Origin of the sequence: Umezawaea endophytica (genome assembly GCF_025061645.1) — a bacterium.
GTDB lineage: Bacteria > Actinomycetota > Actinomycetes > Mycobacteriales > Pseudonocardiaceae > Umezawaea > Umezawaea endophytica.
This window is the reverse complement of the sequence record NZ_JANYMP010000003.1, coordinates 53,186-77,874: the sequence shown is the minus strand read 5'-3', so window position 1 is coordinate 77,874 and position 24,689 is coordinate 53,186. Positions and strand designations below refer to the sequence as shown.

The 24,689-nt window shown below is 72.0% G+C and carries 20 protein-coding genes; 5 read left to right on the top strand and 15 right to left on the bottom strand.

Annotation, left to right across the window (positions count from 1 at the left end; genetic code table 11):
- Positions 1–170: 170 nt before the first annotated feature.
- On the top strand, positions 171–839 hold the full coding sequence (locus tag NZH93_RS07730; protein ID WP_259622256.1) for an O-methyltransferase: 669 nt from the start codon (positions 171–173) through the stop codon (positions 837–839).
- Positions 840–899: 60 nt separating this feature from the next.
- On the opposite strand, the gene NZH93_RS07725 is transcribed toward NZH93_RS07730, so the two are convergent.
- The 7 genes from NZH93_RS07725 to NZH93_RS07695 form a co-directional block, all read right to left on the bottom strand.
- Positions 900–2,450 (bottom strand): 4-hydroxyphenylacetate 3-hydroxylase family protein, encoded by a 1,551-nt coding sequence (locus tag NZH93_RS07725; RefSeq protein ID WP_259622255.1) that lies wholly within the window; start codon positions 2,448–2,450, stop codon positions 900–902.
- 15 nt (positions 2,451–2,465) lie between these two features.
- A complete protein-coding gene (locus tag NZH93_RS07720; protein ID WP_259622254.1) occupies positions 2,466–2,897 on the bottom strand; it encodes a flavin reductase family protein in 432 nt (143 codons plus the stop codon).
- 4 nt (positions 2,898–2,901) lie between these two features.
- Positions 2,902–4,893, bottom strand: coding sequence for an anthranilate synthase family protein (locus tag NZH93_RS07715; RefSeq protein WP_259622253.1), 1,992 nt, complete (start codon positions 4,891–4,893; stop codon positions 2,902–2,904).
- Positions 4,890–6,104: a 3-deoxy-7-phosphoheptulonate synthase gene (locus tag NZH93_RS07710; protein ID WP_259622252.1), complete on the bottom strand. Its 1,215-nt coding sequence runs from the start codon at positions 6,102–6,104 to the stop codon at positions 4,890–4,892. Before NZH93_RS07710 ends, NZH93_RS07715 begins: the two co-directional genes overlap by 4 nt.
- Before the next feature lie 61 nt (positions 6,105–6,165).
- A complete protein-coding gene (locus NZH93_RS07705; protein ID WP_259622251.1) occupies positions 6,166–10,773 on the bottom strand; it encodes a non-ribosomal peptide synthetase in 4,608 nt (1,535 codons plus the stop codon).
- Positions 10,774–10,810: 37 nt separating this feature from the next.
- Positions 10,811–12,634, bottom strand: coding sequence for a non-ribosomal peptide synthetase (locus NZH93_RS07700; RefSeq protein ID WP_259622250.1), 1,824 nt, complete (start codon positions 12,632–12,634; stop codon positions 10,811–10,813).
- Positions 12,635–13,200: 566 nt separating this feature from the next.
- On the bottom strand, positions 13,201–15,066 hold the full coding sequence (locus NZH93_RS07695) for a chorismate-binding protein (protein WP_259622249.1): 1,866 nt from the start codon (positions 15,064–15,066) through the stop codon (positions 13,201–13,203).
- 194 nt (positions 15,067–15,260) lie between these two features.
- On the opposite strand from NZH93_RS07695, the gene NZH93_RS07690 reads away from it, so the two are divergent.
- The 4 genes from NZH93_RS07690 to NZH93_RS07675 all read left to right on the top strand — a co-directional run bounded on the left by NZH93_RS07690 (position 15,261) and on the right by NZH93_RS07675 (position 18,958).
- Positions 15,261–16,412: an FAD-dependent monooxygenase gene (locus NZH93_RS07690; RefSeq protein ID WP_259622248.1), complete on the top strand. Its 1,152-nt coding sequence runs from the start codon at positions 15,261–15,263 to the stop codon at positions 16,410–16,412.
- 110 nt (positions 16,413–16,522) lie between these two features.
- On the top strand, positions 16,523–17,005 hold the full coding sequence (locus NZH93_RS07685; RefSeq protein WP_259622247.1) for a MarR family winged helix-turn-helix transcriptional regulator: 483 nt from the start codon (positions 16,523–16,525) through the stop codon (positions 17,003–17,005).
- A gap of 171 nt (positions 17,006–17,176) precedes the next feature.
- Positions 17,177–18,001 (top strand): extensin family protein, encoded by an 825-nt coding sequence (locus NZH93_RS07680; RefSeq protein ID WP_259622246.1) that lies wholly within the window; start codon positions 17,177–17,179, stop codon positions 17,999–18,001.
- 210 nt (positions 18,002–18,211) lie between these two features.
- Positions 18,212–18,958: a D-Ala-D-Ala carboxypeptidase family metallohydrolase gene (locus NZH93_RS07675; RefSeq protein ID WP_259622245.1), complete on the top strand. Its 747-nt coding sequence runs from the start codon at positions 18,212–18,214 to the stop codon at positions 18,956–18,958.
- A 62-nt stretch (positions 18,959–19,020) separates the two neighbouring features.
- Here NZH93_RS07675 and NZH93_RS07670 read toward each other — a convergent pair whose 3' ends face one another.
- From NZH93_RS07670 to NZH93_RS07635, 8 genes are all read right to left on the bottom strand, one after another.
- Positions 19,021–19,824, bottom strand: coding sequence for an alpha/beta fold hydrolase (locus tag NZH93_RS07670; RefSeq protein WP_259622244.1), 804 nt, complete (start codon positions 19,822–19,824; stop codon positions 19,021–19,023).
- Positions 19,821–20,150: a DUF1048 domain-containing protein gene (locus tag NZH93_RS07665; RefSeq protein ID WP_259622243.1), complete on the bottom strand. Its 330-nt coding sequence runs from the start codon at positions 20,148–20,150 to the stop codon at positions 19,821–19,823. Before NZH93_RS07665 ends, NZH93_RS07670 begins: the two co-directional genes overlap by 4 nt.
- Position 20,151: 1 nt before the next feature.
- On the bottom strand, positions 20,152–20,508 hold the full coding sequence (locus tag NZH93_RS07660; RefSeq protein ID WP_259622242.1) for a DUF1048 domain-containing protein: 357 nt from the start codon (positions 20,506–20,508) through the stop codon (positions 20,152–20,154).
- A complete protein-coding gene (locus NZH93_RS07655) occupies positions 20,505–20,831 on the bottom strand; it encodes a PadR family transcriptional regulator (RefSeq protein WP_259622241.1) in 327 nt (108 codons plus the stop codon). Before NZH93_RS07655 ends, NZH93_RS07660 begins: the two co-directional genes overlap by 4 nt.
- A gap of 148 nt (positions 20,832–20,979) precedes the next feature.
- Positions 20,980–21,534: a hypothetical protein gene (locus tag NZH93_RS07650; RefSeq protein WP_259622240.1), complete on the bottom strand. Its 555-nt coding sequence runs from the start codon at positions 21,532–21,534 to the stop codon at positions 20,980–20,982.
- A gap of 2 nt (positions 21,535–21,536) precedes the next feature.
- Positions 21,537–22,685: a hypothetical protein gene (locus NZH93_RS07645; RefSeq protein ID WP_259622239.1), complete on the bottom strand. Its 1,149-nt coding sequence runs from the start codon at positions 22,683–22,685 to the stop codon at positions 21,537–21,539.
- Between the two features lie 38 nt (positions 22,686–22,723).
- On the bottom strand, positions 22,724–23,173 hold the full coding sequence (locus tag NZH93_RS07640) for a FixH family protein (protein WP_259622238.1): 450 nt from the start codon (positions 23,171–23,173) through the stop codon (positions 22,724–22,726).
- Positions 23,170–24,639, bottom strand: a complete 1,470-nt coding sequence (locus NZH93_RS07635; RefSeq protein ID WP_259622237.1) for a DUF8832 domain-containing protein — start codon at positions 24,637–24,639, stop codon at positions 23,170–23,172. The genes NZH93_RS07640 and NZH93_RS07635 overlap by 4 nt, the downstream gene beginning before the upstream one ends.
- Positions 24,640–24,689: the final 50 nt, after the last annotated feature.

Below are 24,689 nucleotides of genomic sequence, written 5' to 3'. Positions count from 1 at the left end.
ATGGGTCAACCCGTTGAGGGCTTTTTGGAGAATATGTTTTTCTCTTGTCAAAATGGCAGGTCAAACTAGCGGTGAGCTGGGATGATGCTCACTCGGACAATGGTGTGAATAGGTTCGCTGAATTGTCTTCGGAAGTGGTTTCGGCGTGGATTTCTTCGTACTATGGGCTTATGGACAAACAGAGCTGGAACGATGTGGACGACTACGTCAACGGCCTGCTGGTCGCCGACGACCCGGCGTTGACGGCCGCCGCGGCCGCCAACGTCGACTTCGACCTGCCGGACCTCGCCGTCTCGCCCGGCCAGGGCAAGTTCCTCAACCTGCTCGCCCGGATCCGCGGGGCGCGGAGGATCCTGGAGATCGGCACCTTCGGCGGGTACAGCACCATCTGGCTGGCCAGGGCGCTGCCCGCGGACGGCACGCTGGTGACCATCGAGTACGAGGAGTCCTTCGCCAGGGTCGCGGCTGGGCACATCGAGAGCGCGGGCGTCGCGGACCGCGTCCGCCAGCGGGTCGGCCGGGCGCTGGACATCCTGCCCGAGCTGACCGGCGACCCGGCCGCGCCGTTCGACCTGGTGTTCATCGACGCCAACAAGCCCGACATCCCCGAGTACTTCGAGTGGGCGCTCAAGCTCACCCGACCGGGCTCGCTGATCGTGGTCGACAACGTGGTGCAGGGCGGCGCGGTCGCCGACCCGGACCACCCGGACCGCGGGGTGCAGGGCGTGCGGCGGTTCCTGGAGGGGCTCGCCGACGAGCCGCGGGTAGACGCCACGACCTTGCAGACGGTGGGCGCCAAGGGCCACGACGGGTTCACCCTCGCACTGGTCACCGGCTGACCGGGGCCCGCGGGCGGCGGGACCTCCGCCGCCCGCGCCCCCGAGCCGGGCGCCACGGCCTCACACCTCGCTCGGGTTGATCAGGTCGGGCGCGGTCCAGCCGTCCAGGTCGTACTCCGCCATGCACTGCTCGGCGAACCCCTTGTAGGAGTCCACCTGGCCGGAGGCCGTCTGCGCCAGCAGCATCTCGATGCGCACGTTCTCGTGGTTGCCCGAGTAGTTGCGCTCGTACAGCTCGTGCCTGCCCGCGAACTCCGTGCCGACCGAGTCCCAGATGAGCTTCATCAGCTTCGCCCGCTCCACCGCGTCGTACCCGCCGGACCCGCGCATGAAGCGGTCGAGGTACGGGCGCAGCTCCGGCTCGCGGAAGTCCTTCGCGTGCGAGTTGAGGTAGATCAGCGCGCTGCTGAGGTCCTGCATGATGATCTCCCGCACGCGCGGGTAGCCCAGCGTCATGAACCACCGGTAGGCCATGCCGTAGTCCAGGTTCGGCAGCACCGCGTCCCCGTGCCACTGGTTCGGCGTGCGCGCCATCGCGTCGCCCAGGCCCCAGAACATGTTGCGCCACGCCAGCACCTCGCCCACGCGGGTCTGCACGCCGCGGAAGTCCTTGGTACCGGTCACCTCCAGGCCCTTCATCAGCAACCCGGCCAGGAAGTCGAGCTTCACGCCCAGCCGTGTCACGCCGTGGAAGGTGAGCCGGTGGGTGAACCCGGACTGGGTGAGGAACGTCCCCGCCTTCGCGGTGTCGCCGTAGATGAACACGTTCTCCCACGGGATCTTCACCTTGTCCAGGATGAAGATCGTGTCGTTCTCGTCGAGCCTGCTCGACAGCGGCTGGTCGAACGGGCTGCCCATCCTGGCCGACGCCATCTCGTAGGACTGGCGGCAGATCAGCTTCAACCCCGGCGAGTCCATCGGGAACGTGGCCACCAGCGCGTACTCCTTCTTCTTCACCGGCAGCCCGTAGTGGGCGATGAAGTTGAAGTGGGTCAACGCCGAACCGGTCGCCACGACCTTCGCGCCGCTGACGACGAGCCCGTCGTCGCGCTCCTCCTCGACGTGCACGAAGATGTCGTCCACCTCGTCCGGCGGCCTGTTCCGGTCCACCGGCGGGTTGATCACCGCGTGGTTCCAGAACAGGACCTTCTCCTGCGCCTCGGCGTACCACCGGCGGGCGTTGTCGGCGAAGTCGCCGTAGTACTCCGGGTTCGCGCCGAGCGTGGTCAGGAAGCTCGCCTTGTAGTCCGGGCTGCGGCCCAGCCAGCCGTAGGACAGCCTGGCCCACCGGGCGATGGCGTCGCGGTCGTGGACGAGGTCGTCGACACCGCGCGGCACGCGGAAGAAGCTGTGCGTGAAGCCGTTGCTCCCGGTGTCGGTGGGCGCGGTCAGCACGTCGTGGTGCTCGGGGTCGTGCAGCGCGTCGTACAGGCGGGCGGTCATCCGGGCGGTGTTGCGGAACGCGGGGTGCTTGGTCACGTCGTCGACGCGTTCGCCGTAGGCCCACACCTCCCGGCCGTCGCGGATGCTCTCCAGGTACTCGTCGCCCGTGAGGGGCCTGGTCACGCGTGCGCCGGTGTCGGCGGCCGCGGTGTCGTGCTCGGCGGTCATGTCGCGTTCCCTTCGTCAGAGGATGGTCGAGGGGGCGTGCCCGTCCAGCGTCAGCGCCCACACGGGGTCGCTCTCGGCCAGTCGCGGGAACTCGCCCCGGTGGAAGAGCAGCGGTCGGCCGCCGCGCAGGTCGAGGTCCTCGACCTCGGCGACGTGCAGCACGTGGTCGCCGCCGTCGTAGTTGCGCCACACCCGGCAGAACAGGTGCCCCACCGCGCCGCCGAGGCGCGGGTGGTCGCCGTCCTCGCCGACCCAGGGCACCGGGCCGTCCATCGGCCTGCCCGCGAAGTGCATGGCCACGTCCCGCTGGGACTCGCGGAGCACGTTCACCACGAAGACGCCGTCGGACAGGTGCGAGCACGCGCGGCTGCGCCGGTCCAGCGCGCTCAGCACGAGCGGCGGCGTCAGCGACACCGACGTGAACGCGTTGACCGTCGCGCCGTGCACCACGTCACCTCGCCTGCAGGTGATCACGGTGACGCCGGTGGGGAAGTTCCCCAGGAACCGGCGCAGGGCCAGGGGATCCACCTGGGGAGCGGTGGGACTGGGCGTGCTCATGGACGTGCTCTCCTCTCACGTCGAACGGGTGGGGCGCGAGCGCGTCGAGGACCACGGAGCGCAGGACGGCGGGACCGTCCTCGGTCAGGAACGACTCGGCGTGGAACTGGGCGGTGGCCAGACCCGGTCCGCGCAGCGCGAGCACCGCGCCGTCCGGGTCCCGGTCCACCCGCACCGGCAGGCCGCTGCCCGGCAGGACCGGTGTCCCGCGCCCGACGAGGGCGGTGAAGCTGTTGTAGAAACCCGCCCACCGCTCGCGGTCGTGCAGCCGCACCCGGATCCGGCGGCCCTGGTTCGGCCGGGGCAGCCGCACGATCGGCATGCCCAGCAGGTCGCAGACGACCTGGTGTCCGAGGCAGACGGCGGTGAGCGGCCGTCCGCTCCGCAGCGCCTCCTCGGCGATCCCGCGCAGCGCGGCGATCTTCGGGTTCCCGTGCTCGTCTGGCGCGCCGGGGCCGGGGCCCAGCAGCAGCACGTCGTGGTCGCCGATCCCCGTCGCGGCGCGGTGCCACGGCACGATCCGCACCGCGCAGCCCAGCGACCGGAGCTGGTAGGCCAGCATCGACGCGAAGTCGTCCTCGGCGTCCACGACGGCCACCCGGACACCGCGCAGCCTGAGGTCCTCGACCCGCTGCTCGGCCACGGACCGCCAGAAGCCCGACACGCCGTCGTTGCGCGCTCCCAGCACCTCGGCGACCGCCTCGTGCGCCCGTTGCGGCGGAGCGTCCACAGTGGACGTCCGCCCGCCGGTCATCGCGGTCAGCAGACCGGCCGCCTTCGCGGAGGTCTCCGCGGCCTCCGCGGCGGGCACCGAGTCGCGGACGATCGTCGACCCGGTCGTGACCCGCACGGCGCCGTCCGCGCCGATGTCGGCCATCCTGATCAGAATCGCCGAGTCCAGCGACCGGCGACCCCGCTCCCGGCCGACCAGCGCGAGCACGCCGCTGTAGTAGCCGCGACCGCCGGGCTCGTGCAGCGCCACGGCGCGGCACGCGTTCTCCAGCGGGCTGCCGACGACTGTGGGCGCGAACATGGTGCGGCGCAACACCTCCGCGAGCGGGTGGTCCGACCGGCCGGACAGGTGGTAGCCGGTGTGCGCCACGTGCGACATCCACGTCAGGGACGGACCGGAGACCAGGACGTCCCGGTCGCACAGCGCCGCCATCATCTTCAGCTCCTCGTCGACGACCATGTACAGCTCGTCGACCTCCTTGGGGTCGTGCAGGAACCGCAGCAGGCCGCGCGTCGCCGAGCCGTGGCCGGGGAAGCGGTAGGTGCCGCTGATGGGGTTCATGCCCAGCTCGTCGCCGTGCACCCGCACGTGCCGCTCGGGCGTGCTGCCGACCAGGTACCGGTCGCCGGTGTGCACGAGGAACGTCCAGTACGCGCCGCTCTCCCCGGTCAGCAGGCCGCGGAACACCGCGAGCGCCGCCGACCGGTCGAAGTCGCGGAACCGGCCGCGCAGGCTGCGGGCCAGCACGAAGTTCGAGCCCTCGCCCGCCTCGATCTCCGTGCGCACGACGTGGTCCACGGCGTCGCCATAGGCGTCGTCGTCCACGTCGAACGCCAGGTCCTCCACCTCGGGCACGTCCGTCGGCAGCTCGGCGACCAGGTCGGCCAGCGGCGTCCGGTGCTGGGCCAGCACGTCCATCACCAGCAGCGGTTCGCCGTCGTCCGGGCAGTCGAAGCCGCGCTCGACGATCTGCCGGTAGGGCATCAGCACCAGGCTCCGGTGCCCGTCCGGGCCGGCCGCGACGGCCTGGTCGAGCCCCAGCCCGTCGAGCAGGTCGACCCGGCGCACCGGCCCGGCGAGCACCTCGACGTCGCCGTCGAGGCCGCTGCCGGGGCGGTGCAGCAGCGCGAACGGGCCGGTCTCCGGGATCACCCGGACTCCTTGGCCGGGTCGCGGTGCCAGTGCGCGACCGCCGCGACGGCCTGGGTGGTGTTCAGCCTCGGGTCGCACAGCGTCCGGTAGTGCTCGCCGCGTTCGACGACCGCGCCCGCGCCCTCGCACTCCGACACGTCTGCGGGGGAGGCCTCCAGGTGCAGGCCCGCCGACGTGCCGCCGTTGGCGCACACCACCTCGACGAACCGGCTGATCTCCGTCATCACGTGCTCCAGCCGCCGCGTCTTCAGGCCGTGCTCGCCGACGACGGTGTTGCCGTGCATGGGATCGCACATCCACAGCACGGGGTGGCCCGCGCCGCTCACGGCGCGCACCAGCGGTCCCAGCTCGTCGACGTGCTCCGCGCCGAAGCGGGGGATCAGGGTCAACCGGCCGGGGACGCGGTCGGGGTCGAGCACCTCGCACAGCGCCAGCACGTCGTCGACCGTCATCGTCGGGCCGACCTTGCAGGCCACCGGGTTCTCCACCAGCGCCAGCAGCCGCACGTGCGCGCCGTCGAGCTGCCGGGTGCGCTCGCCTATCCACGGCCAGTGCGTGCTCGCCAGGTACAGCCCGCCCTCCGGGGTCGGGCGGATCTGCGGCACCTCGTAGTCCAGCAGCAGCGCCTCGTGGCTGGTCCACACCCGGCCGTCACCGGACGCGCCGTCGCCGTGCCCGAGGCTGTCGATCGCGGTCACCGTCCTGCGCGCCGCCACGTGGCCGAGCAGGATGCGCTCGGGGTCGGGGCGGCGGGCGCCGGGCGAAGCGGCCGGGCCGTTGACGATGGACCCGCGGTAGACCGGCAGCCGCACGCCGTCGCGCACCTCGTGGTCGGAGGACCTGGGTTTGGCGTACTGCCCGGCGATCCGGCCGATCTTGAGGACCGGCGCGCCCGCGCCGACGCTCATCACGTCGCCGAGCACGTCGAGCAGGTCGACCTTCGGTCGGATGTCGTCGACCGCGCACTCGGCGGGATCCTCGGCGCAGTCGCCAGCCTGGAGCACGCAGAACTCGCCCTCGGCGGCGCGGGCCAGCAGCTCCCGCAGCTCGCGCACGGCGTCCAGCTCGACGATGGGTTCGGCCACCGAGAGCCGGGTGCGCACCTCGGCCAGCCTCTCCTGGTCGGTCCACTCCGGTTGTTGCAGCGCCGGTAACGCCGCCGCGGTCATCGCGTCGCCGAGCAACTGGTCGGCGGGTGTCGTGTCGGTCATCGCGGTACCTCCGAGTCCCGCCGGGGCGGGACGGATCGGGTCGACGGGTGGGCCTCGGAACTCAGCCCACTGGTTGGGGCACACCGGCTCCACGCAGTTCGCCGACGCGCTCGAAGAAGCGGATCAGCCGGGACACCGACTCCGGGTCGATGTCCGGGAAGGCCAGCCCAAGTTCGTCGAGCAGCGCCTCGGTCGCGTCGTTGCGGTAGGTGTTGTCGCCCAGTTCCAGCGCTCCTTCGCGGAACAGGGGCACGGCGGCGGCCAGCGCGTTGCCGCCGTTCGAGGCGGCGGACTCCAGCAGGTCCCACCACCGGTCCTCGGGCACGACCTCGACCGGGTGGCCGGTGTCGCGGATGCCGCGGTGCACCACGTCGAAATCGGCGCCGCGCGGGTGGAACAGGTGCAGCGCCCGGTCGTGGGCCCGCGGTTCGCGGGACAGCGCCACGACGGCGCGGGCGACGAAGTCGACCGGCAGGAGGTCGGTCGACGTGGTGTCGCCGGGAGGCGCCGCGCCGAGCTGGATGAAGCTCTTGATCTGGCGCCACAGGAAGTCGTCCGCCTGGCAGGCGCCGGTGGTGCTGTCGCCGGACACGCGGCCGATGCGGTAGACCGTGACCGGCAAGCCCCGGTCGCGCGCGTCCGCCACGATCCGCTCGGCCACCCACTTGCTCTGCGTGTAGCCGATGCCGAGCGCTTCGGGCGCGCTGGGCACGGAGTCCTCGGTGAGCGTGCCGTCCGGTTCGGCGGGGGAGAACACCGCGATGGTGGACATGTGGTGCAGCGCCTTGACCTGACCGTGGGCCGCGAACTCGACGACGCGCGCGGTGCCGTCGACGTTGGTCGCCTTCACCGCGGAGTAGGGCAGCACGAAGTTGATGTGCGCCGCCGCGTGGTAGATCGCGTCCACCCCCGCGGACAGCGCGGCGTAGTCGTCCTCCGCCAGCCCCAGGTGTTCGCGCGCCAGGTCGCCCGGCACCGCGACGACGCGCGCCGGGTCGAGCGCGTCCGCGATCCCGTAGGTCTCGGCCGTCTCGACGAGCCTGGACCACGCGTGGTCGGCGTCGTCGGCGCGGACCAGGCAGCGCACCCGCCACGAGGTGGTCCGGAGCAGGTCGCGCAGCAGGAACGAGCCGAGGAAGCCGGTCGCGCCGGTCAGCAGCACGTCGGTGACCTGCTCGTCCGGCACGGGGGTGCCGCGGATCGCGAACTCGTCCGGCAGCCGGACCTCGCCCGCGAGGTCGAGCGCGCGCGGCGCTGTGCTGGAACCGGTGTCGAGCACCTCGCGGAGCCGTTCCGCCATGCCCGCCACGGTCGGGTTGTCGAGCAGCATCCGCAGCGGGACGTCCACCCCGTGCTCGCGGCGCATCCGGTAGACCAGGTCGGTGGCCATGAGCGAGTGGCCGCCGAGGTCGAAGAAGTCGTCGTGGCGGCTGACGCCCCCGCGACCGAGGACCTCGCCCCACTGCCGGGCGACGGCCTCCTCCAGCGGGGTGGCGGGCGGCTCCGCCGGGGTCGTGGTCTCGTCGAGGCGGAACAGCCCCGGCAGGGCCTTGCGGTCCGCCTTGCCGCTCGGCGCGACCGGCAGGCGCTCCACGCCGACGACGTGGGCGGGCACCAGGTGGTCGGGCAGCACGCCGGTGAGCCCGCGCCGGACGGCGTCGAGGTCCTCCGGGCCGCCCACGACGAACGCGACCAGCCTCCGATCGCCGGGTGAGGTCTCCACCGCCGCGACCGCGACGGCGTCGACCAGGTCCAGCGCGTCGATCGCCGCCTCCACCTCGGCGGGCTCGACCCGGTAGCCGCGGATCTTGATCTGGTCGTCCACCCGGCCCAGGTACGCCAGGCCGTCGCGCGGGGTGAGCCGCACCAGGTCGCCCGTGCGGTACAGGACCTCACCGGCGTGGAACGGGTCCGGCAGGAACCGGCGCGCGGTCTCCTCCGGCCGCTCGTGGTAGCCGGGGGACAGCAGCGGCCCGCCGATGTGCAGTTCCCCCGGCACACCGGGAGGGACGACCGCGCCGCGCCGGTCCAGCACGACGAGCCGCAGCCCGGCGATGCCGTCACCGATGGCGGGTGCCTCCGGCCAGCTCTCCGGGTCGCCGGACACCTCGTGCCACGTCGCGAGGTGGGTCTCCGACGGGCCGTACATGTTCAGCAGGCGCGCGTGGGGGCGTTCGGCGAAGAACCGCCGGATCTGCGGCGACACCACGAGCTGCTCGCCGACCGAGGCCACCTCGCGCAGCGGCTCCAGCCGCAGGCCCGCGTCCACCGCGATGGCGGCGACGCCCCGCAGCGCCACGTAGGGCAGGTACACCCGGCTGATCCGGCGCGCCTCCAGGAACTCCGCGAGGGCGTGCAGGTCCTTGCGCGTGTCCTCGGGGACGAGCACGAGAGTGCCGCCCGCGCACAGCGTCCCGAGCACCTCCATCACCGACACGTCGAACGACAGCGACATGTACTGCGCCGTCCTGCCGGTCGCGCCGACGGGGGACACGCGGTCCTGCACCTCGACCAGGTTGGCCACGGTCAGGTCGCGGATCACCACGCCCTTCGGCTTCCCGGTCGAGCCGGACGTGTAGACGACGTAGACCTCGTCCTCGGGGTCCTTGACCCGGCCGAGGTCGTTCGTGGGCAGACCGTCGAGGTCCACCCGGTCCAGTTCCAGCAGCCCGACCCCGCCGGGCACGCCCGCGGCCACGTCGGACGTGGTGAGGACCAGGCGCACGTCCGCGTCCGCGAGCATCGCCTCGATCCGCTCGCGGGGGTAGGCCGGGTCGACCGGCACGTAGGCCGCGCCGGACTTGAGCACCCCCAGCAGCGCCACCACGGCGTCCGCGGACCGGGGCAGGTACAGCGCGACCCGCGTGCCCACGCCGACGTCCCGCGCCCGCAGGGCGTGCGCGAGCCGGTTCGCGCGGGCGTTCAGCTCGGCGTAGGTCCACGCCCGGTCGCCGTCCTCCACCGCGACGGCGTCGGGGGCCGCCGAGACCTTCGCCTCGAACAGCTCCGACGTCGGGCGCGGGGCCGACCGCTCGGCGACCCGGTCGCCCTGGTCGAGCACGGCCCGCTCCTCGTCCGGCGTGAGCAGCCGCAGTTCGCCGAGCGGTGCGTCGGGCCGCGCGGCGAACTCCTCCAGCACGCGCACCAGCCGCACGCCCATGCCCCGCACGGTGTCGGCGTCGAACAGGTCTGTGTCGTACTCGAACACTGCCCGCATCCCGCCGTCGCGCTCGGGGTGCAGCACCAGCGACAGGTCGTACTTCGCGCCGTGGCCGAGATCGCGTTCGATCGGCAGCTCGCGCCCGCCGCGCTCGACGTGGGCCGACCCCGGTGGCGTGAGCACCAGCATGGTCTGGATGAGCGGCGAGTACCCGCCGCCGCGCTTGGGGCGCACCCGTTCGACGACCTTCTCGAACGGGGCCCACTTGTGCCGCAACGCGTCCAGGGCTTCGGCGCGCACCGCGCGCAGCAGTTCGCGCACGGTGGTGCCGTCGTCGACGCGGTGCCGCAGCACGACCATGTTGACGAGGTAGCCGATCACGTCGTGCGCCTCGACCGGGTCGCGCAGCGACACCGGCGTGCCGACCAGCACCTCGTCCTGGCCGGTGCAGCGGCCGAGCAGCACCGCGTAGGCCGCGTGGGCGGCCATGAAGAGCGTGACGTCCTCGGTCGCGCCCAGCTCGCGCAGTCCGCGCACCACCGGCGCGGGCACGGAGAACGGGAGGACGTCGCCCCGGAAGCGCCGGGTGGTGGGCCGCGGTCGGTCCAGCGGCAGGTCCACCGCGGGCAGGTCGCCGCCCAGCCGTTCCTCCCAGTGGTCGAGCAGGCGGGCCGACTCGACGTCGTCCAAGCGGTTCTCCTGCCACCACGCGAAGTCCGCGTACTGCGGCCGGTCGCGGCCGTCGTCGGTGGGCATCCCGCCGACGACCTCGTCGTAGCGGGCCACCAGTTCGGTCAGGAACAGCCCGGCGGACGCGGCGTCCGACGCGACATGGTGGATGTTGCACACCACGGTGGTCTCCGGCCCGGCGCCGTCGTCGACGCGGGTGGCGCACACGATCGACACGACCGGGCCCTTGCCGAGGTCGAGCCTGGTCCTGGCGACCTCGGTCGCGATGGCGGCGGGCTCGTCGGCGCCGCGGTAGTCCCGCACCTCGTAGCGGAACCGCGCCTCCGGCGAGACCACCTGGGTCAGCGCGCCGTCGACCAGGACCAGCGTCGTGCGCAGCACCTCGTGCCGGTCCACCACGCGACGAACGGCCTCGCGCAGCGCCTCGGGGTCCAGCGCCTCGGGGAACCGGACGAAGAACGGGCCGTTGTAGGCGGTCGAGGTGGGGAAGTACTGGTCCGCCAACCAGATGCCGCTCTGCCCCGAGGACGCCGGGAGCCCGCCGTCCTCGCGCGGGGCCGACCCGGCTCGCAGGCCTGGGCGCTCGGTGCCCTCCCGCAGCCGGTCGACGGCCTCCGCCAACTCGGCCACCGTGTCGGTCCCCCGCACCCGCTCGTCGGTCAGCTCGGCGGCGAACACCGCGCGCACGGCCGCGCCGACCCGGTCGCGTCCTTCGGGACCGCCGCAGCGCCGTGACACCGAGTCGGCGGCCGACAGGTCGGCCACGCCGGTGACGGTCCGCGCCAGGTGCAGCACGGCGGATTCCAGTGGGGAGTTCACGTTCTCGTCGCCTCCGTGTCGGTCGAGCGGGACCGGTCTAGTGGGAGGCGGTCCGCGGGTCGCGGATGCCGTCGATGTGGGCGGCCAGCTTCTCCACGGTGCCGTGCCGGAACACGTCCTCGGTCTCGACCTCGACCGCGAAGATCTTCTGGAGCCGGTTGGCGAGCTGCACGAAGTGCAGCGAGTTGCCGCCGTGGCCGAGGAAGGAGTCGGTGACCTCGAAGTCCTGGAGGCTGGAGATGTCCTTCCAGGCCTGGAGGATCACCGGTTCGAGCAGGGTTTTCGCGTCGTTCATGGTCTCGTCGCCCTTCGTCGTCGTGGCGTGCGCGGCGGGGACCGCCAGCGCACTCCGGTCGATCTTCCCGTTCACGTTGTGCGGCAAGGAGTCCCGGTGGTCGAACAGCGACGGCACCGCGTACGCCGGGACCCGGTCGGACAGGTGCCCGACCACCTGGTCCGGGTCCAGCGGCGATCCGTCCACAGTGGAGTAGAAGGCCACCAGTTCCTTGTTCTCGTCGCCGAACGACTTCACCACGGCCTGCCGCACCGAGGGGTGGTCGCGCAGCGCCAGTTCCACCTCGCTGGTCTCCACCCGGTAGCCGCGGACCTTCACCATGCTGTCGGCCCGGCCGACCAGCACGACGTCGCCGTCGTCGGTCAGCCGCGCCAGGTCACCGGTCCGGTAGAGCACCTCGCCGTCCGGGCCCGGCACGAACTTCTCGGCGGTCAGCTCCGGCTGGTCCAGGTACCCCAGAGCCACACCCGTGCCGCCGATGCAGAGCTGCCCGACCTCGCCGGGTGGGCACGGCCGCAGGTCCTCGTCGAGCACGCGCGCCACGACCCCCGGCATCGGTTTGCCGACCGGGACCCGGTCGTGGCGGCTCACGTCGTCGACGCTGTCGATCGGGTACAGCAGCGAGATGGAGGAGTTCTCCGTGCAGCCGTAACCGTTGTAGACGGTTCCCGAGGTGAGCCCGGCCGCCCTGGTCAGGTGTCCGTGGGACGGGAAGTCGCCGCTGAGGACGACCGCGCGCAGACCCGCCAGCACCTCCGGCTCCTCGTCCACCACCAGGTTGAACAGACCGCCGGGCAGGCTGAGCACCGTCACCCCGTTGTCCAGCACGGCGTCGCGCAGCACCCGCAGCGTCGGGAGACCCGGCGGCAGGACCACCAGGGTCGCCCCGTGCAGCAGGCTGAGCCAGATCTCGATGGTGGAGGCGGCGAACGAGTAGGCCGCGAACTGCGCCAGGACGTCCCGTTCGGTCACGGCGAGCCGACCCTGGTCGGGGCCGAGCCTGGCCAGGCCCCGGTGGGCGATCCGCACCCCCTTCGGGCGGCCGGTCGAGCCGGAGGTGAACATCAGGAACGCGGTACTCTCGCCGGTGATGTCCACTTCGGACGGTTCGACGTCCGGGAGGTCCTTCCCCCCGGTCAACTCCCGGATCGGCGCGACCCGAACGGCGTCGCCGAACGCGCGGTCGCCGTCGTGCAGCACCACCCGCGTCCCGGACTCCGCGACGACCCGGTCGACGAACTTTGCCGGGTGCTCGGGGTTCAGCGGCACGACGCAGGCGCCCGCCCTGAGTATCCCCAGCATCAGCACGTAGAGATCGGTCGACCTGGCCATGTGCACGCCGACCGGGTCACCCCGCCCGACCCCCCACCGCTCGCGCAGCAGCGCGGCTACCCGAGCGGACCGCCGGTCGAGTTCCGCGTACGTCGTGACGCGGTCGCCCTCGACCAGGGCCGTCCGGTCGGCGAAGTCGCGAGCCGCCTCGGCGAACGAGGAGACGAGCGTGCGCGAGCCCGGTGGTCTCGTCGCGCTCTCGGCTTTCCGGGGGTGCGCTGCTTGGTCCGGCACGTCTCTGCTTCCCTTCTCCTGGCGAGGTGCGGTGGAGATTTCCCGAACGATCGGGGAGCCATCGGGCGATGCCCGGTTTCGTTGAGGTGATCCGATTCGGACCGGCGCTCGACGATTGCGAGTTGGTTGTCGTACAGAAATCAGTGTGCTGCTTTCAGCTTGAGGTTGTCAACACGAACGGGTGAGGCGCGCGGCGGGTCGAGCGTGCTGCGGCGGGTGGTGTGCGGCCCTGGTCCATCTGGTGGTGCGAGCACTGAAAACTTGCAGAATCGCTGTTCCGTGCATGGTTAGGACGGTGTGCGGGTAACTCTGGATGCTCAGCACCGGTGCCGGGGATGGTTGCTTGGATGCGGCTGAGTGTCCGTTTTGCCCTGGTTCTTCGACGGGGCGTGCGACGGCCGATCATGCGGCTCTCGCGGGGAAGTGTTGTCGAAATGGAAACCATCTGGCTCTGACGCCGCGCCGCGCACACCGTGCTTCCACCATTTGGTCCCGTGGATATGGCGGGTTTCGGTCTCGTCGTACGAGCGCATTGCTCGAATTCGGTGAATTTCGGCCGTGATGGTTTAGTGATCAGTCGGACGGAGCAGGTCGTCGACCGCGCGGAGCCCGTCGACGGCGAGGACGGACTCCGGGCGGAACTGGACGCCACGCGCTCCGGCGGTCCGCAACGCCAGCACTTCACCGCTGGGTTCGTCCCGGCAGACGTCCACACCGGCCACCTGACCGGCTACCGCGAAGGCGTTGCGCGGCACCACCGTGTTCGGGATCCCGAAGACGTCCACCACCCGAACCACCCCCGAAGCCCGCCGGGGCCCGCCGATCCGAAACCCCAGCACGCACGCCAACACCTGAAACCCCAACCCCACCCCGCACACCTCGACCCCCCGCCCCAACGCCGCCCGCACCACCGCCCGCGCCGCCACCGAACCCGCATCATCGCCCCGCCCCGGCCCCGGCCCGAGGAGGACGGTCCCGGTGAGATCGCCGACGTCCGCGATCTCCCGCACCACCGGCCGCCAGCCACACAGCCGGGCGAGGTGGGCCAGGGTGGCTGCGGCGGGATCACCGAGGTCGACCACGAGCAGCGGGCCCCGATCCGTCGCGGCAGGGGAGGGCGGGGACGTCCAGTGCGCGCCGAACCGCTTGCGACGCAGCGCGAGTTCCTCGACGACGGGGGCGGTGGTGAAGGGTGACGTGGTCGCGGCGTCACGGTCGCGCGGTGGATCGGCCAGGGCGGGGGTTTTCGGCGCTGTAGTGGGCTGGGTTTTCGTGGGGTTGTGGCCGAGTGCGGTGAGTAGGGCCTCTAGCTTGGCGCGGGTTTCTGCTGACTCGGCGGTGGGGGAGGAGTCGGTGCTCACCGTGGCGCCCACGGAGATTCGGAGCAGGCCGGTGTTGTCGAGGTCCGCTGTTCTGATCAGGGTGGCGGCGTCGAGGGTGCCGTCCGGTTCGAACAGGGCCGCCGCGCCGCCGTAGTAGCCGCGGCCCTCGGGTTCGCGGTCGGTGATCACGCGCAGCGCGCCTGCCACGGGGGTGCCGATCGCGGTCGGCGCGAACATCGTGCCCGCCAGGACCTGCCTCGCGTCGAACGTGCCGAAGGCGTGCAGCGTGCAGCCGGTGTGCGCCAGCCTGCTCATGGTGAGCAGGCGCGGGCCGTCCACCCGGACCTCGTCCGGGTCCAGCGCGCACAGCGCCGCCAGTTCCGCGTCGACGGTCGCCGCCAGCTCGTCGGACTCCTTGGCGTCCCGGAGGAAGTCGACGACGCCCGCCACGGTGGGGCCGGTCGTGGGGTAGCGGTACGTACCGCACGTCGGGTGCGTCGTCGCGGCGCCGTTCCGCAGGCTGACCTGGCCCTGCGGTGGCGCGCCGACCAGGGCGCGACCGGTCGGGCCGCCCTCGTGCACGGCGAAGGTCCAGTGCGCGCCGCGTTCGCCGCGCAGCAGGTTCCCCAGCAGCGCCAAGGCGGCGGTCGGGCCGGGGATGACGAGTCGTGCGGTGAAACCCCGGCGCAGCAGGCAGTGCGTCACGCCGCCGTGCCCGAGTTCCTCGGCCGCCACCCGCTCCACCAGGTCCGCGTACGCGGCGTCGTCCTCGTCGAAACCCGCGTCGACCACCGCGGGTTCGCCGGGCAGCAGCCGTTCCAGCGCGTCCTTCGGCACGGAGTGGCGCTCCTCGGCCACGAGCACCCGCAACGGCGTGCCGTCGTCGCGGCAGGGGAGTCCGCGTTCGGCGAGTTGCCGGAAGGGCAGCACCGCCAGCGAACCGCCCGGCCCCACCGGGATGTCGGCGGTCGACCGCACGGTGACCGTCGACCCGACGAGCACGTCCACCCCGTCCCCGCCCCGGTCCAGCAGGGCGAAGGCGGGACCGTTCGCCGTGGTCAGCCTCGCGAGCAGCGCGCTCACCTCGTGATCGGTTCGGGGTGTCGCCATCGATCCGGTCCCGTCTTCCGCCCGGTCATTGCCGTTCGGAAACCAAGGGTATCGACTTCGTGTGGTGGTCGCAGGGCTCGACGGATGATTGAGCGCGCGCGGCAAGGGGAAGCCCCAGTGTTCGTCGGGGTGGTGGATCTGGGCGGTTTCCGCTGGGCAATCGATCATCCCGTTCGCTTCGAGGAGGAGGTCGCATGCGGATCGCGGTGGTCGGTGGAGGTCCCGGAGGGCTCTACTTCGCGGCGCTGGTCAAGCGGATCGCCCCCCGGCACGAGGTCGTGCTCTGGGAGAAGGGTGGGGTCGAGGACGAGGTCGGGTTCGGCGTGGTGTTCTCCGACGGCGCGCTCGGCGGGGTCCAAGCGGCGGACCCCCGGCTGTTCGACGTGCTCGGCGACCGGTTCGTCCACTGGGACGCGGTCGACGTGCGCTACCGGGGTGAGACGCTGTCCCGCGGCGGGTACCGCTTCTCGGCCGTCGAACGGCGCGCGCTGCTCCACCTGCTCCGCGAGCGCTGCGCGGAGGTCGGCGTGACCGTCCACTTCGGAACGGAGGCGCCACCGGTCCCCCTGCTGTCGGAGGACTTCGACGTCGTGGTGGCCGCGGACGGCGTCGGTTCGGCGACACGGGCCGCGCGGGCCGACGCGTTCGGCCCCGACCTCCGGCCCAGTGCCTCGCGCTACCTCTGGATGGGGACGGACCGGGTCTTCGACGCCCTCACGTTCACCGTGGTCGAGACGCCGCACGGGACCATGCAGGCGCACTCGTACCCGTACGCGCCGGGGTGGAGCACGTTCATCGTGGAGACGACCGACCGCGTGCTGGCCGCGAGCGGCCTGGACGTGCCCGACCGCGCGCCCGAGGCGACCGCGGCGGCCGTCGCCGACCTGTTCGCGGACCAGCTCGACGGGCACCGGCTGGTGTGCGCCGGTTCCCGGTGGGGCCGGTTCACCGTGGTGCGCAACCGCCGCTGGGTCGACGGGAACGTCGTGCTGCTCGGCGACGCCGCCCACACCACGCACTTCTCCGTCGGGTCCGGCACGAAGCTCGCCATGGAGGACGCGGTCGCGCTGGCGATGGCGCTGTCCGACCACGGGGTGCCGGAGGGCCTGGCGGCCTACGAGGCCGAGCGGATGCCCGTCGTGGCGAAGACGCAGCACGTCGCCGAGGTGAGCCGGGACTGGTTCGAGCGCGTCGACGAGCACGTCGGCCTCCCGGCGGCCGACTTCGCCGCCCACCTGGTGACGCGGAGTGGTCGGATCGGCAGGCTGGACCTGCCGCTGGTCGACCACGGCCACGTCGAGAGGGTGCGGACCTGGTTCTCCGAGGCGCTGAGCGGCACCGGCTGATCAGTGCTCCCGCACTGGTCGGAGCCCGTGCTAACATGATTTCCAGGCGGAAACCATGTCGTGGGCGGCCATTGGTTCTCGGCCGCTCGCGGGAGCGATGCGAGGGTGTCATGACGACCGTGGGTGACTCGAACCCGGCAGGCGCGGTGGACTCGAACCCGCTCGAAGACGCGTTGACCCACCTCCAGTGCGTCGTCGTGGCGAGACGGACCAGGACCAACCCCGAACACGTCACGTGGCAGCAGTACGACGTCCTGGAGAACCTGCGCCTGCGCGGCCGGATGACGCCGTCCCAGCTCAGCGACTCGCTCGGCGTCTCCCGGCAGAGCATGTCGAAGGCGTTGCGGTTCCTCAAGGACCGGGAGCTGGTCGCCCAGATCGCGGACGGCACCGACCGCCGCGAGCTGACGACCACCCTGACCGACGAGGGCCGCGAGTTCCTGAGCCGCGCCGCGGACAGCCGCCGCGCCGCCGCGGCCGTGGCCAGGACCGTCCTCACCCCCGGCGAGCAGAGCATCTTCGCCGAGCTGTGCCAGAAGGTCGCCGACGCCCTCTACGACCACACCCGGACACCGCTGGAGAAGGACGCCTGACGTCGTTCCGCGTGGGCTGCCCCGGTGCGGCACGGCCGGTAAAGGAATGGGAAAGCCGCAGGTCAAGTGCGGTTCCCCGTTCTGGGCGCGATCCCTAGACTCCGTCGCGCCGGTTGGCGAGGCAGGTCTTCCTCCTGTCCCCGCCGGCCAGAACACAGAGGAGTCACCGGGGTGTTCGAGAACAACCTTTCCAGGCGCGGCTTCGTCACGGGCGCGGCGGCCGTCGCGGGTCTCGCGGGTCTGTCGGCCCTCGCGCCGGGGCTGGCTGCGGCCGATCCCAAGATCAACGATCAGCACCGCGAGTCCGAGTTCGCGCCGGGGGTCGGCGCGCTGGCGATGATGACGTTCCAGAACATCGACGGAACGCCCGTGTACTACTGGCGGTCCAACCGCGGCAACACCACCGCCCGCAACTGGCAGGCCACCGACGCGTTCTACACCGCGCTCGTCGCCTGGATCCGCGACCTGCGGTCGCTGTCGTCGGCCTACGGCTCGATCAGCTACATCGTGTCGGCGGGCTTCTACGTCGACAAGGCGGGCCAGCACGGCGCGGGCACCGCGATGGACCTCGACCACGTGCGCTGGTCCGGTGGCAACACCATCTCGCCGCTCGACCAGGCCCACGCGTCGAGCACCGCCGCGACCCGCAAGCGCTACCTCGCGACGGAAGCCGTGTGCCGCCGCCGGTTCCGGTACGTGCTGGACGGTTGGTACAACGCCGACCACGCCGACCACATCCACTCCGACTTCGGGGGCATGCCGGTCCGCGTGCTCAAGGACTCCGAGTCGGACACCAAGTTCGTCCAGGCCACCTGCAACAACTTCCGCGCCGCCGGACTGGCGATCGACGGCATCTGGGGCCCGAACACGCAGAACGCGTTCAACGGCCTCAAGTCCGCGCTGGCCGTGACGGGTGACCCGCACACCAGTTCGTCCGTGTGGCAGGGGATGCTGTCGAAGATCGCGACCAAGGGCTTCGCGAACCAGAACATCTGACCCGGCGCCGGGTCCACGGTGGACGAGGCGGGTCCGGTGTCCCGAGTGGACCCGGCGCGCGGCGTCCGCTCCGTCCGAACGTGATCGGGCGAAGCCCACCGCTCGGTGGGCTTCGCCCGAAGTGTTGTCGCGGTGATCCGTTGACCGGGCCGCGATCCTCCGACACCCTCCGGCAAGTCACCTTTTCCCCCTGCCCCGAAAGGTGTTCCCATGATCCGCAGGATCCTGCTCGTGCTGGTCGCGAGCTTCCTCGCCTTCACCGGGACGGCGACAGCCGATCCCGGACCCGTGACGGCGAACGACGTCCACGCCATGGACGGGTGCTACACCTGGAGCCGTTCGCTGTCCCAGGGCGCGAGCGGCGAGGACGTGCGCCAGCTCCAGATCCGGGTCTCCGGCTACCCCGGTTCCGGCGCGGTGATCGGCCTCGACGGCCAGTTCGGCGCGGCCACCAAGTCCGCCGTCGTCCGCTTCCAGCAGGCCTACGGCCTCGCGGCCGACGGTGTCGCGGGCCCCGCCACGTTCAGCAAGATCTACGCGCTCCAGGACGACGACTGCACCCCCGTGCACTTCACCTACGGCGAGCTGAACCGCTGCAACAGCGACTGGTCCGGCGGCAAGGTGTCGGCCACGCAGGCCAAGGCCAACGCCCTCGTCACCATGTGGAAGCTGGAAGCGCTGCGCCACGCGCTGGGCGACCGCCCGCTCACGGTGAACGGCGGTTTCCGCAGCGTCTCGTGCAACAGCGCGGTAGGCGGCTCGGCCACCAGCCGCCACATGTACGGCGACGCGGCCGACCTCGGCGCGGGCGTCCAGGGCTTCTGCGCCCTCGCCCAGCAGGCCCGCAACCACGGCTTCACCGAGATCCTCGGCCCCGGCTACCCCGACCACAACGACCACGTCCACGTGGCCCTGCGGTCCGGCAGGCTCTGGTCCGCGCCCAACTGCGGCATCTGAGGACAGCGCCGTAACCCCTGCCGGGTCGTGGATTCGCGGAGCGACCCGGCAGGCGGTGCCCGTCACCCGGCCTCGCGGGCCGCCTGACCGGGTGAGGCCGCCAGTTCGCGCACGACCCGTGCGACGGTGGGGGAGTCGTGCCGCAAGATCTTGCTGTGGTTGCTCGGGACCTTCGCGCCCACCGCGAGGTTCGGGTTGGTGGCGAGCAGCGGGTCGAGCACGGTCCGCCCCCGCTCCATCTCCCCGCCCCGGCTGCCGAGGCTGTCACCCGTGGCCAGGACGAACCGCACGGGGCAGGTCAGTCGTTCGAGCACTGGTGTGCTGGCGGCGCCGATCTCGTTCAGCTCGATGTTGACGTCGGCGTGCTGGTCGGCGGTCATCCGCGCGGCCAGGCCCAGCCTGGCGGCGATCGGGAGGAACAACCGCATGCGGCGGAACAGCTTCCGGATCCGGTCGCGGCCCTCCTCGCCGGTCAGGCCGACCGGGAAGGCGTCCACGACCACCGCCCCCGCGACGCGGTCCGGATTCCGGTCGGCCCAGTGCCAGGCCAGGATGCCGCCGTACGACCAGCCCACCAGCAGCGGACGGTCGACACCCCGCGCCTCGAGGACGGCGTCCAGGTCTCGGATCGCTCCTTCGAACGAGTAGTCCGCCGAGCGCCGCGACCTGCCGCGGGCGCGCTCGTCGTAGGTGATGTGCCGGTAGTCGTCGCCGAGGTCGGCGATGACGCGCCGCCAGTGCGACTGGTCGGCGTAGGCGCCGTTGAGGTAGACCACGGGACGACCGCGGCCACCGGTGTCGCGCACGTGGAGCGCGGTGTCGTCGACCGGCACCAGCCCGGTCCAGGCCGGTCGCGCGGTGGTCACGACCTCCCTCCCGCGCCGGCCTCCCGGCTGACGGACTCCAGGTACAGCTCCGCGTAGGTGCGCGAGTCCTTGATGAGGTCGTCGCAGAAGGCAGCGACGTCGTCGCCGATGAGTTGCAGGACGCCCTTTCCCGCCGCGGCGCCCTCCTCGAAGAAGTCGACGAGCCCCGAGAGCAGGGTCCCGTCGGTCAGGTCGATGGGGCCGACCTTGAAGAAGTACTTCTGCATCTCCTGGTAGACGATCCGGTAGTCCGGCGGGAGCGCCTTGACCCGCGCCACGTGCGCCCGCCACTGCTTCTTGCCCTCGATCATGTCCTGAATGCCCACGTCAGCCTCCCAGCCTGCCGAGCTTCCTCGCGACGTTCCTGTTCACCTGCTCGCGCCACCGGTCGCGATGGCTCCGTGCCCCCTCCTCGCCCGCCAGCGCCGCGCAGAAACCCCCGATGTCGTCGCCCAGCACCTCGTGGACGCCCTGCCCGTCGGCCGCCGCCAGTTCGAGCAGTCCCAGTGCCTGGTCGAGGATCGGCATCAGGTTGCGGCCGGTGAAGTCCCCGTAGGGGAAGAGGTGGCCGAACATCTCGTTCCACGCCGCCCGGTGCTCTTCGGGCAACGCCTCGGCCCTGGCCTCGAACGCCTTCCACTCCCTGGTGAGGTCGTTGCCGGTGATGGTGTCCCAGAGGTTCATCTCCCGCCCTCCTTGAGCTTGTCGATCCGCGATGTCATGTACTCCCACTTCGCCCAGAACGTCGCGAGTTCCGCGCGCCCCGCCTCGTTGAGCGCGTAGAACTTCCGCGGCGGGCCCATCTCGGACGGTCGTTTCGCCACCCGCACGAACCCGTTGCGCTCCAGTCGGAGCAGGATCGTGTAGACCGTGCCCTCGACGACGTCGGTGAAGCCGAGTTCGTTCAGCCGGCGCGTGATGGCGTAGCCGTAGGTCTCCTCGCCGCCGATGATCTCCAGCACGCAGCCTTCGAGCGTGCCCTTCAGCATCTCCGTCAGATCGTCCATCGTGTGCCCTCGCCGATCGCCCGGTACTCGGTGCTACCGAGTACCGGTACAACGTATCACCGAGTACCGGGCGGTGACCAGCGCGGGACTCCCGGAACGGCGGCACCCCCGGCGAGGACGTCGCCGGGGGTGCTCAGGTGGTGGTGCGTCAGGTGGCGAGGACCGTCCCGACCTGGTCGCCGGGCCGCATCCGGCGCCAGGCCACGACGAGGAACAGCACCCCCATCGCCACGGGGACGACGCTCAGCGACCAGCTCAGCGCCAGCGGGGGCCCCGGCTGCTCCAGCACGTTCACCGCCTGGATCGCGCCTTCACCGCGCCCCTCCGGACCGTCCAGGGTGAACTTGAACGTCCACGCGCCGGGGTCGTCGAGCGCGTAGACGTCCAGGCCCCACACCTCCTGCTTGCGCGGGTGCCGGACGAGCGGTTCGACCTCCGACTCCGCGGAGTCGAGGAGCAGTTCGACCTGACCGCTGCGGCCCGCCGTCCCGCCCTCGGGCATGAAGGTGACGTCGAGGGAGTGCATGGCCCGCATCGGCCACTCGCTGAAGCCCACGGTCATCGGGTACGGGCCCACCTGGACCCGTTCGGTGTGCACGATCTCCACCGGCTCGAAGGCGGACGCGGGCGCGGCGGTGCCCAGCGCCAGTGCCAGCGCCGCGGTGGTGCCGAGTGCTGCGGTGCGCAGCCACGGGGTGCGCATGGTCAACGGCCTCCTGCGGTCAGGGGAGCGGACGATTCGAGGGTGCGGAGCATGGTCGCGAAGCGCACGCCGACGAACCCGCCGAGCGCGCCGATCGCCACGCCCGCGACGGCGGTGAGGAGGGTCGTTCCCAGCGCCTGCGGCGGTTCCTGCCCCACGGCGGCGAGCTGGAACGGCATCGTCAGCGCGACGACCAGGCCCACGCCCGCGCCGCCGAGAGGGGCGACGCCGGTCGGCGACCAGCCGCGGGAGCGGCTCGCGGCGACCAGGACGGCCAGGCCGACCACGATCGGCAGCAGGGTCAGCGGCAAGGCGGAGGGCACGTCCGGCGACGGCGAGACGATGTCGCGCAGCGGCAGCCCGACCGAGTCGGCGTAGACCTCGGACGCCCACGGGGAGAACAGCCACAGCGTCGCCTGGAGCGCCACGCAGACGAGTCCGACGACGACGAACTCGCGGACGTCGCGGAGGAAGTACGCGGAGGTGACCAGCGCGGTCGCGGTGGTGAACGCGACACCTACCTGGACGGCGTTGACCGGCCCGCCCTCGAACACGTCGAGGGACTTCAGCGGGACGACCACGTAGAACGCGAGCATCGCCAGGGAGAGCTGGAAGCCGCGCCTGCCCCAGGTGGTCCGAGCGGCGGCGGCGCAGGTGACGACCACGCCCATCATGGTGAAGGCGACGGACACCAGCAGCGCGACGTGCGGCGGGGAGGCGATGGTGGCGTCGAACCCGTAGGTCGAGTGCCACACCTGGTCCCACAGCCCGGAGAACAGGAACACCGCGGCGGCGGTGCCGGTCACCAGGTAGCCGACGGGGGCGGCGAAGGTCTTGCCGAAGACGCCGACGGCGGTCCCGCCCGCCGCGGGGTCGACGGGGCGGCCCGCCTTGGTCGCGGCCGTGACGCGCAGGACCATCACCAGGCTGGCGATGCCCGCGACGGCGCTGCCCGCGTAGATGAACAGGTGGGGCAGGGTGAAGAACGTGTCCGGGCCGACGTCCTCGTGCCACTGGATGTCCCAGCTCATCCCGAACAGCGACAGCATGGTGCCGGTCAGGATGGCGACGACGCCGACGCCGCCGGACGGGCCGCCCCGAGCGGGGGCGTCCTCCGCGGTCGTGGTCCGCGCTCGTGAGAGCTGATCCATGTCTCCTCGTTCTCCTGGTTGGGTGGGGGTGGTGCGGGTCATCCGCTGACCAGCAGGGGGAACACGATCCGGTCGTCGCCGCCCGGATCGCTGGTGCGCACGGTGATCTCGTACTGGCCGCTCATCGGCAGCTCCACCGCGGCGGCGCGGTAGCTGCCGGGCGGACCGGTGGGAACCAGATCCACAGTGGACAGGACGTGACCCATTCGAGCCATCACCACGTCGACCTCGACTTCGTCCGGTGTGGACGGAAGGCCGTCGGTGCCGGTGAAGGTCATGTCGATCGCGGTGGTGCCGACCCGCGCGGTGGCCACGGTCAGGCTCACCGCGTGGTGCGTCCCGTTGGCGCGCAACGCACCCGTGGTGCCGACGGCGGGTTTGATCAGGACGAGGGCCAGCGCGCCCGCGACGGCCACGCAGACCACGCCGACGAGCGCGAGGACCAGTCGTCGGTCGTACCAGGCGCCCGCGATGAACGGTGATCTCATCGGTCCTCCTCGGTGTCGGTGACGGTCAGCTCCACCGGGACGGTCAGCACCGAGTAGTCGCGCTCGGCCTGGACCCACACGAGGTAGCGGCCCGGCAGTCCGAAGTGGTGGGTGAAGGTGGTGTCGGGGCCGTAGGCGGCGACCGTCTCGTCCGGTTGGCCGCCGGTGGCTCCCGGCGACACCGGGATCATGTGGTGCACGTGGCCCCACACCGGGGCTTCCTGCGCCGCGCGGCCGATCTCCCGCCCCTCGGGCAGCGGGCCGACCACGATCATGTGCCCGAGCATCCCCAGCCACGGCTGGAGGTCGTTCTCGGTGCCGAACCGCACGCGCACGGTGGTGCCCGAGCCGGTGCCGAGGCCCTCCGTGCGGACGACGACGTCGGTGTCGCCGATCCGCCGCTGCCCGTCGCCGGGCACGACGGCCGGGGCGGTGGTGCCGGTGCCGAGGTCGAACCCGGTGGCTGAGCGGACGAGCTGCACACCGCCGCCGCGTCGGGAGACCTCGGCCGACACCGCGTGGTGGCCCTGCTCGGTGGAGTCGACCAGCACCCGGTAGGCGCCGGGACCGGTGCGGACCGGGTGCAGGTGGCGCAGGCCGCCGGAGGGCGTGACGACGACCAGGTGCACCAGGGCGCTATCGTGCACGAGCAGGTCGTCCGCCGGTGCCCCGGAGGAGCCGTCGGTGACGGCGAGGGCCAGGTCGGCCCCGGTCGGGATCGGCGTTGCCCGGAGCGCGAGGTTCACCGGCGGGCGGGAGTGGTCCTGCGACACCAGCGCCCCGCCCGCGTAGGGGTCTCGGACGTTGTCGACCGTCGCGTCCACCTCCACGCCGGGCCGCGGCGGTGGGGGCACCACCCCCGTGAGCAGCGCGCCGACGACACCGACCGCGATGCCCGCGACCACGCCCGCCGCGGGGACGACCGGCAGCCACGCGCGGCGGGACAGCACGGCCGCCGCGATGGCGAGGAGCAGGAAGACCCCGGCGGCGAGGAAGCCGTTCTGGGACAGGGTTTGCACGGGCAGAGCCACGGGGGCGGACACGATGAACGGGACGCGCCCGGTGTGCTCGCCGTCGTCCAGGACCAGTTCCCACGGCCCGACGACGTCGACGGTGAGGTCCGCGTCGTAGGAGCCGGGGGTCGAGCCGAGCGTCAGGACGGTCTCGTCGGGGGTTCCCGCGGCGTCGTCGCCGGAGCGCACCCCGGTGGGGATCGCGGTGAGCCTGATGTCGCCCGCCGGGGTGCCCGCGTGGGTGATGACGTTGATCCGCAACGGGCTGGGGGTGATCTCGACCTTGCGCACCACGACGGTGAGGTCCCGCGTGCCGAGGGTCTGCGCGACGTGCAGGTCCGCGCCCGCCGGGCCGCCGTCGGCCCACGCGGGAGATGCCTGGGAATGCAGGGCGACGACCGCGCAGAGCACCGCGACGACGCGGGGGAGCGAGGTGTGTCGGTGTTTTCTCATCGCCGGGAATGTTGCCGCCCACGCACCTTTCGCGTCGTCACATGAGCGGG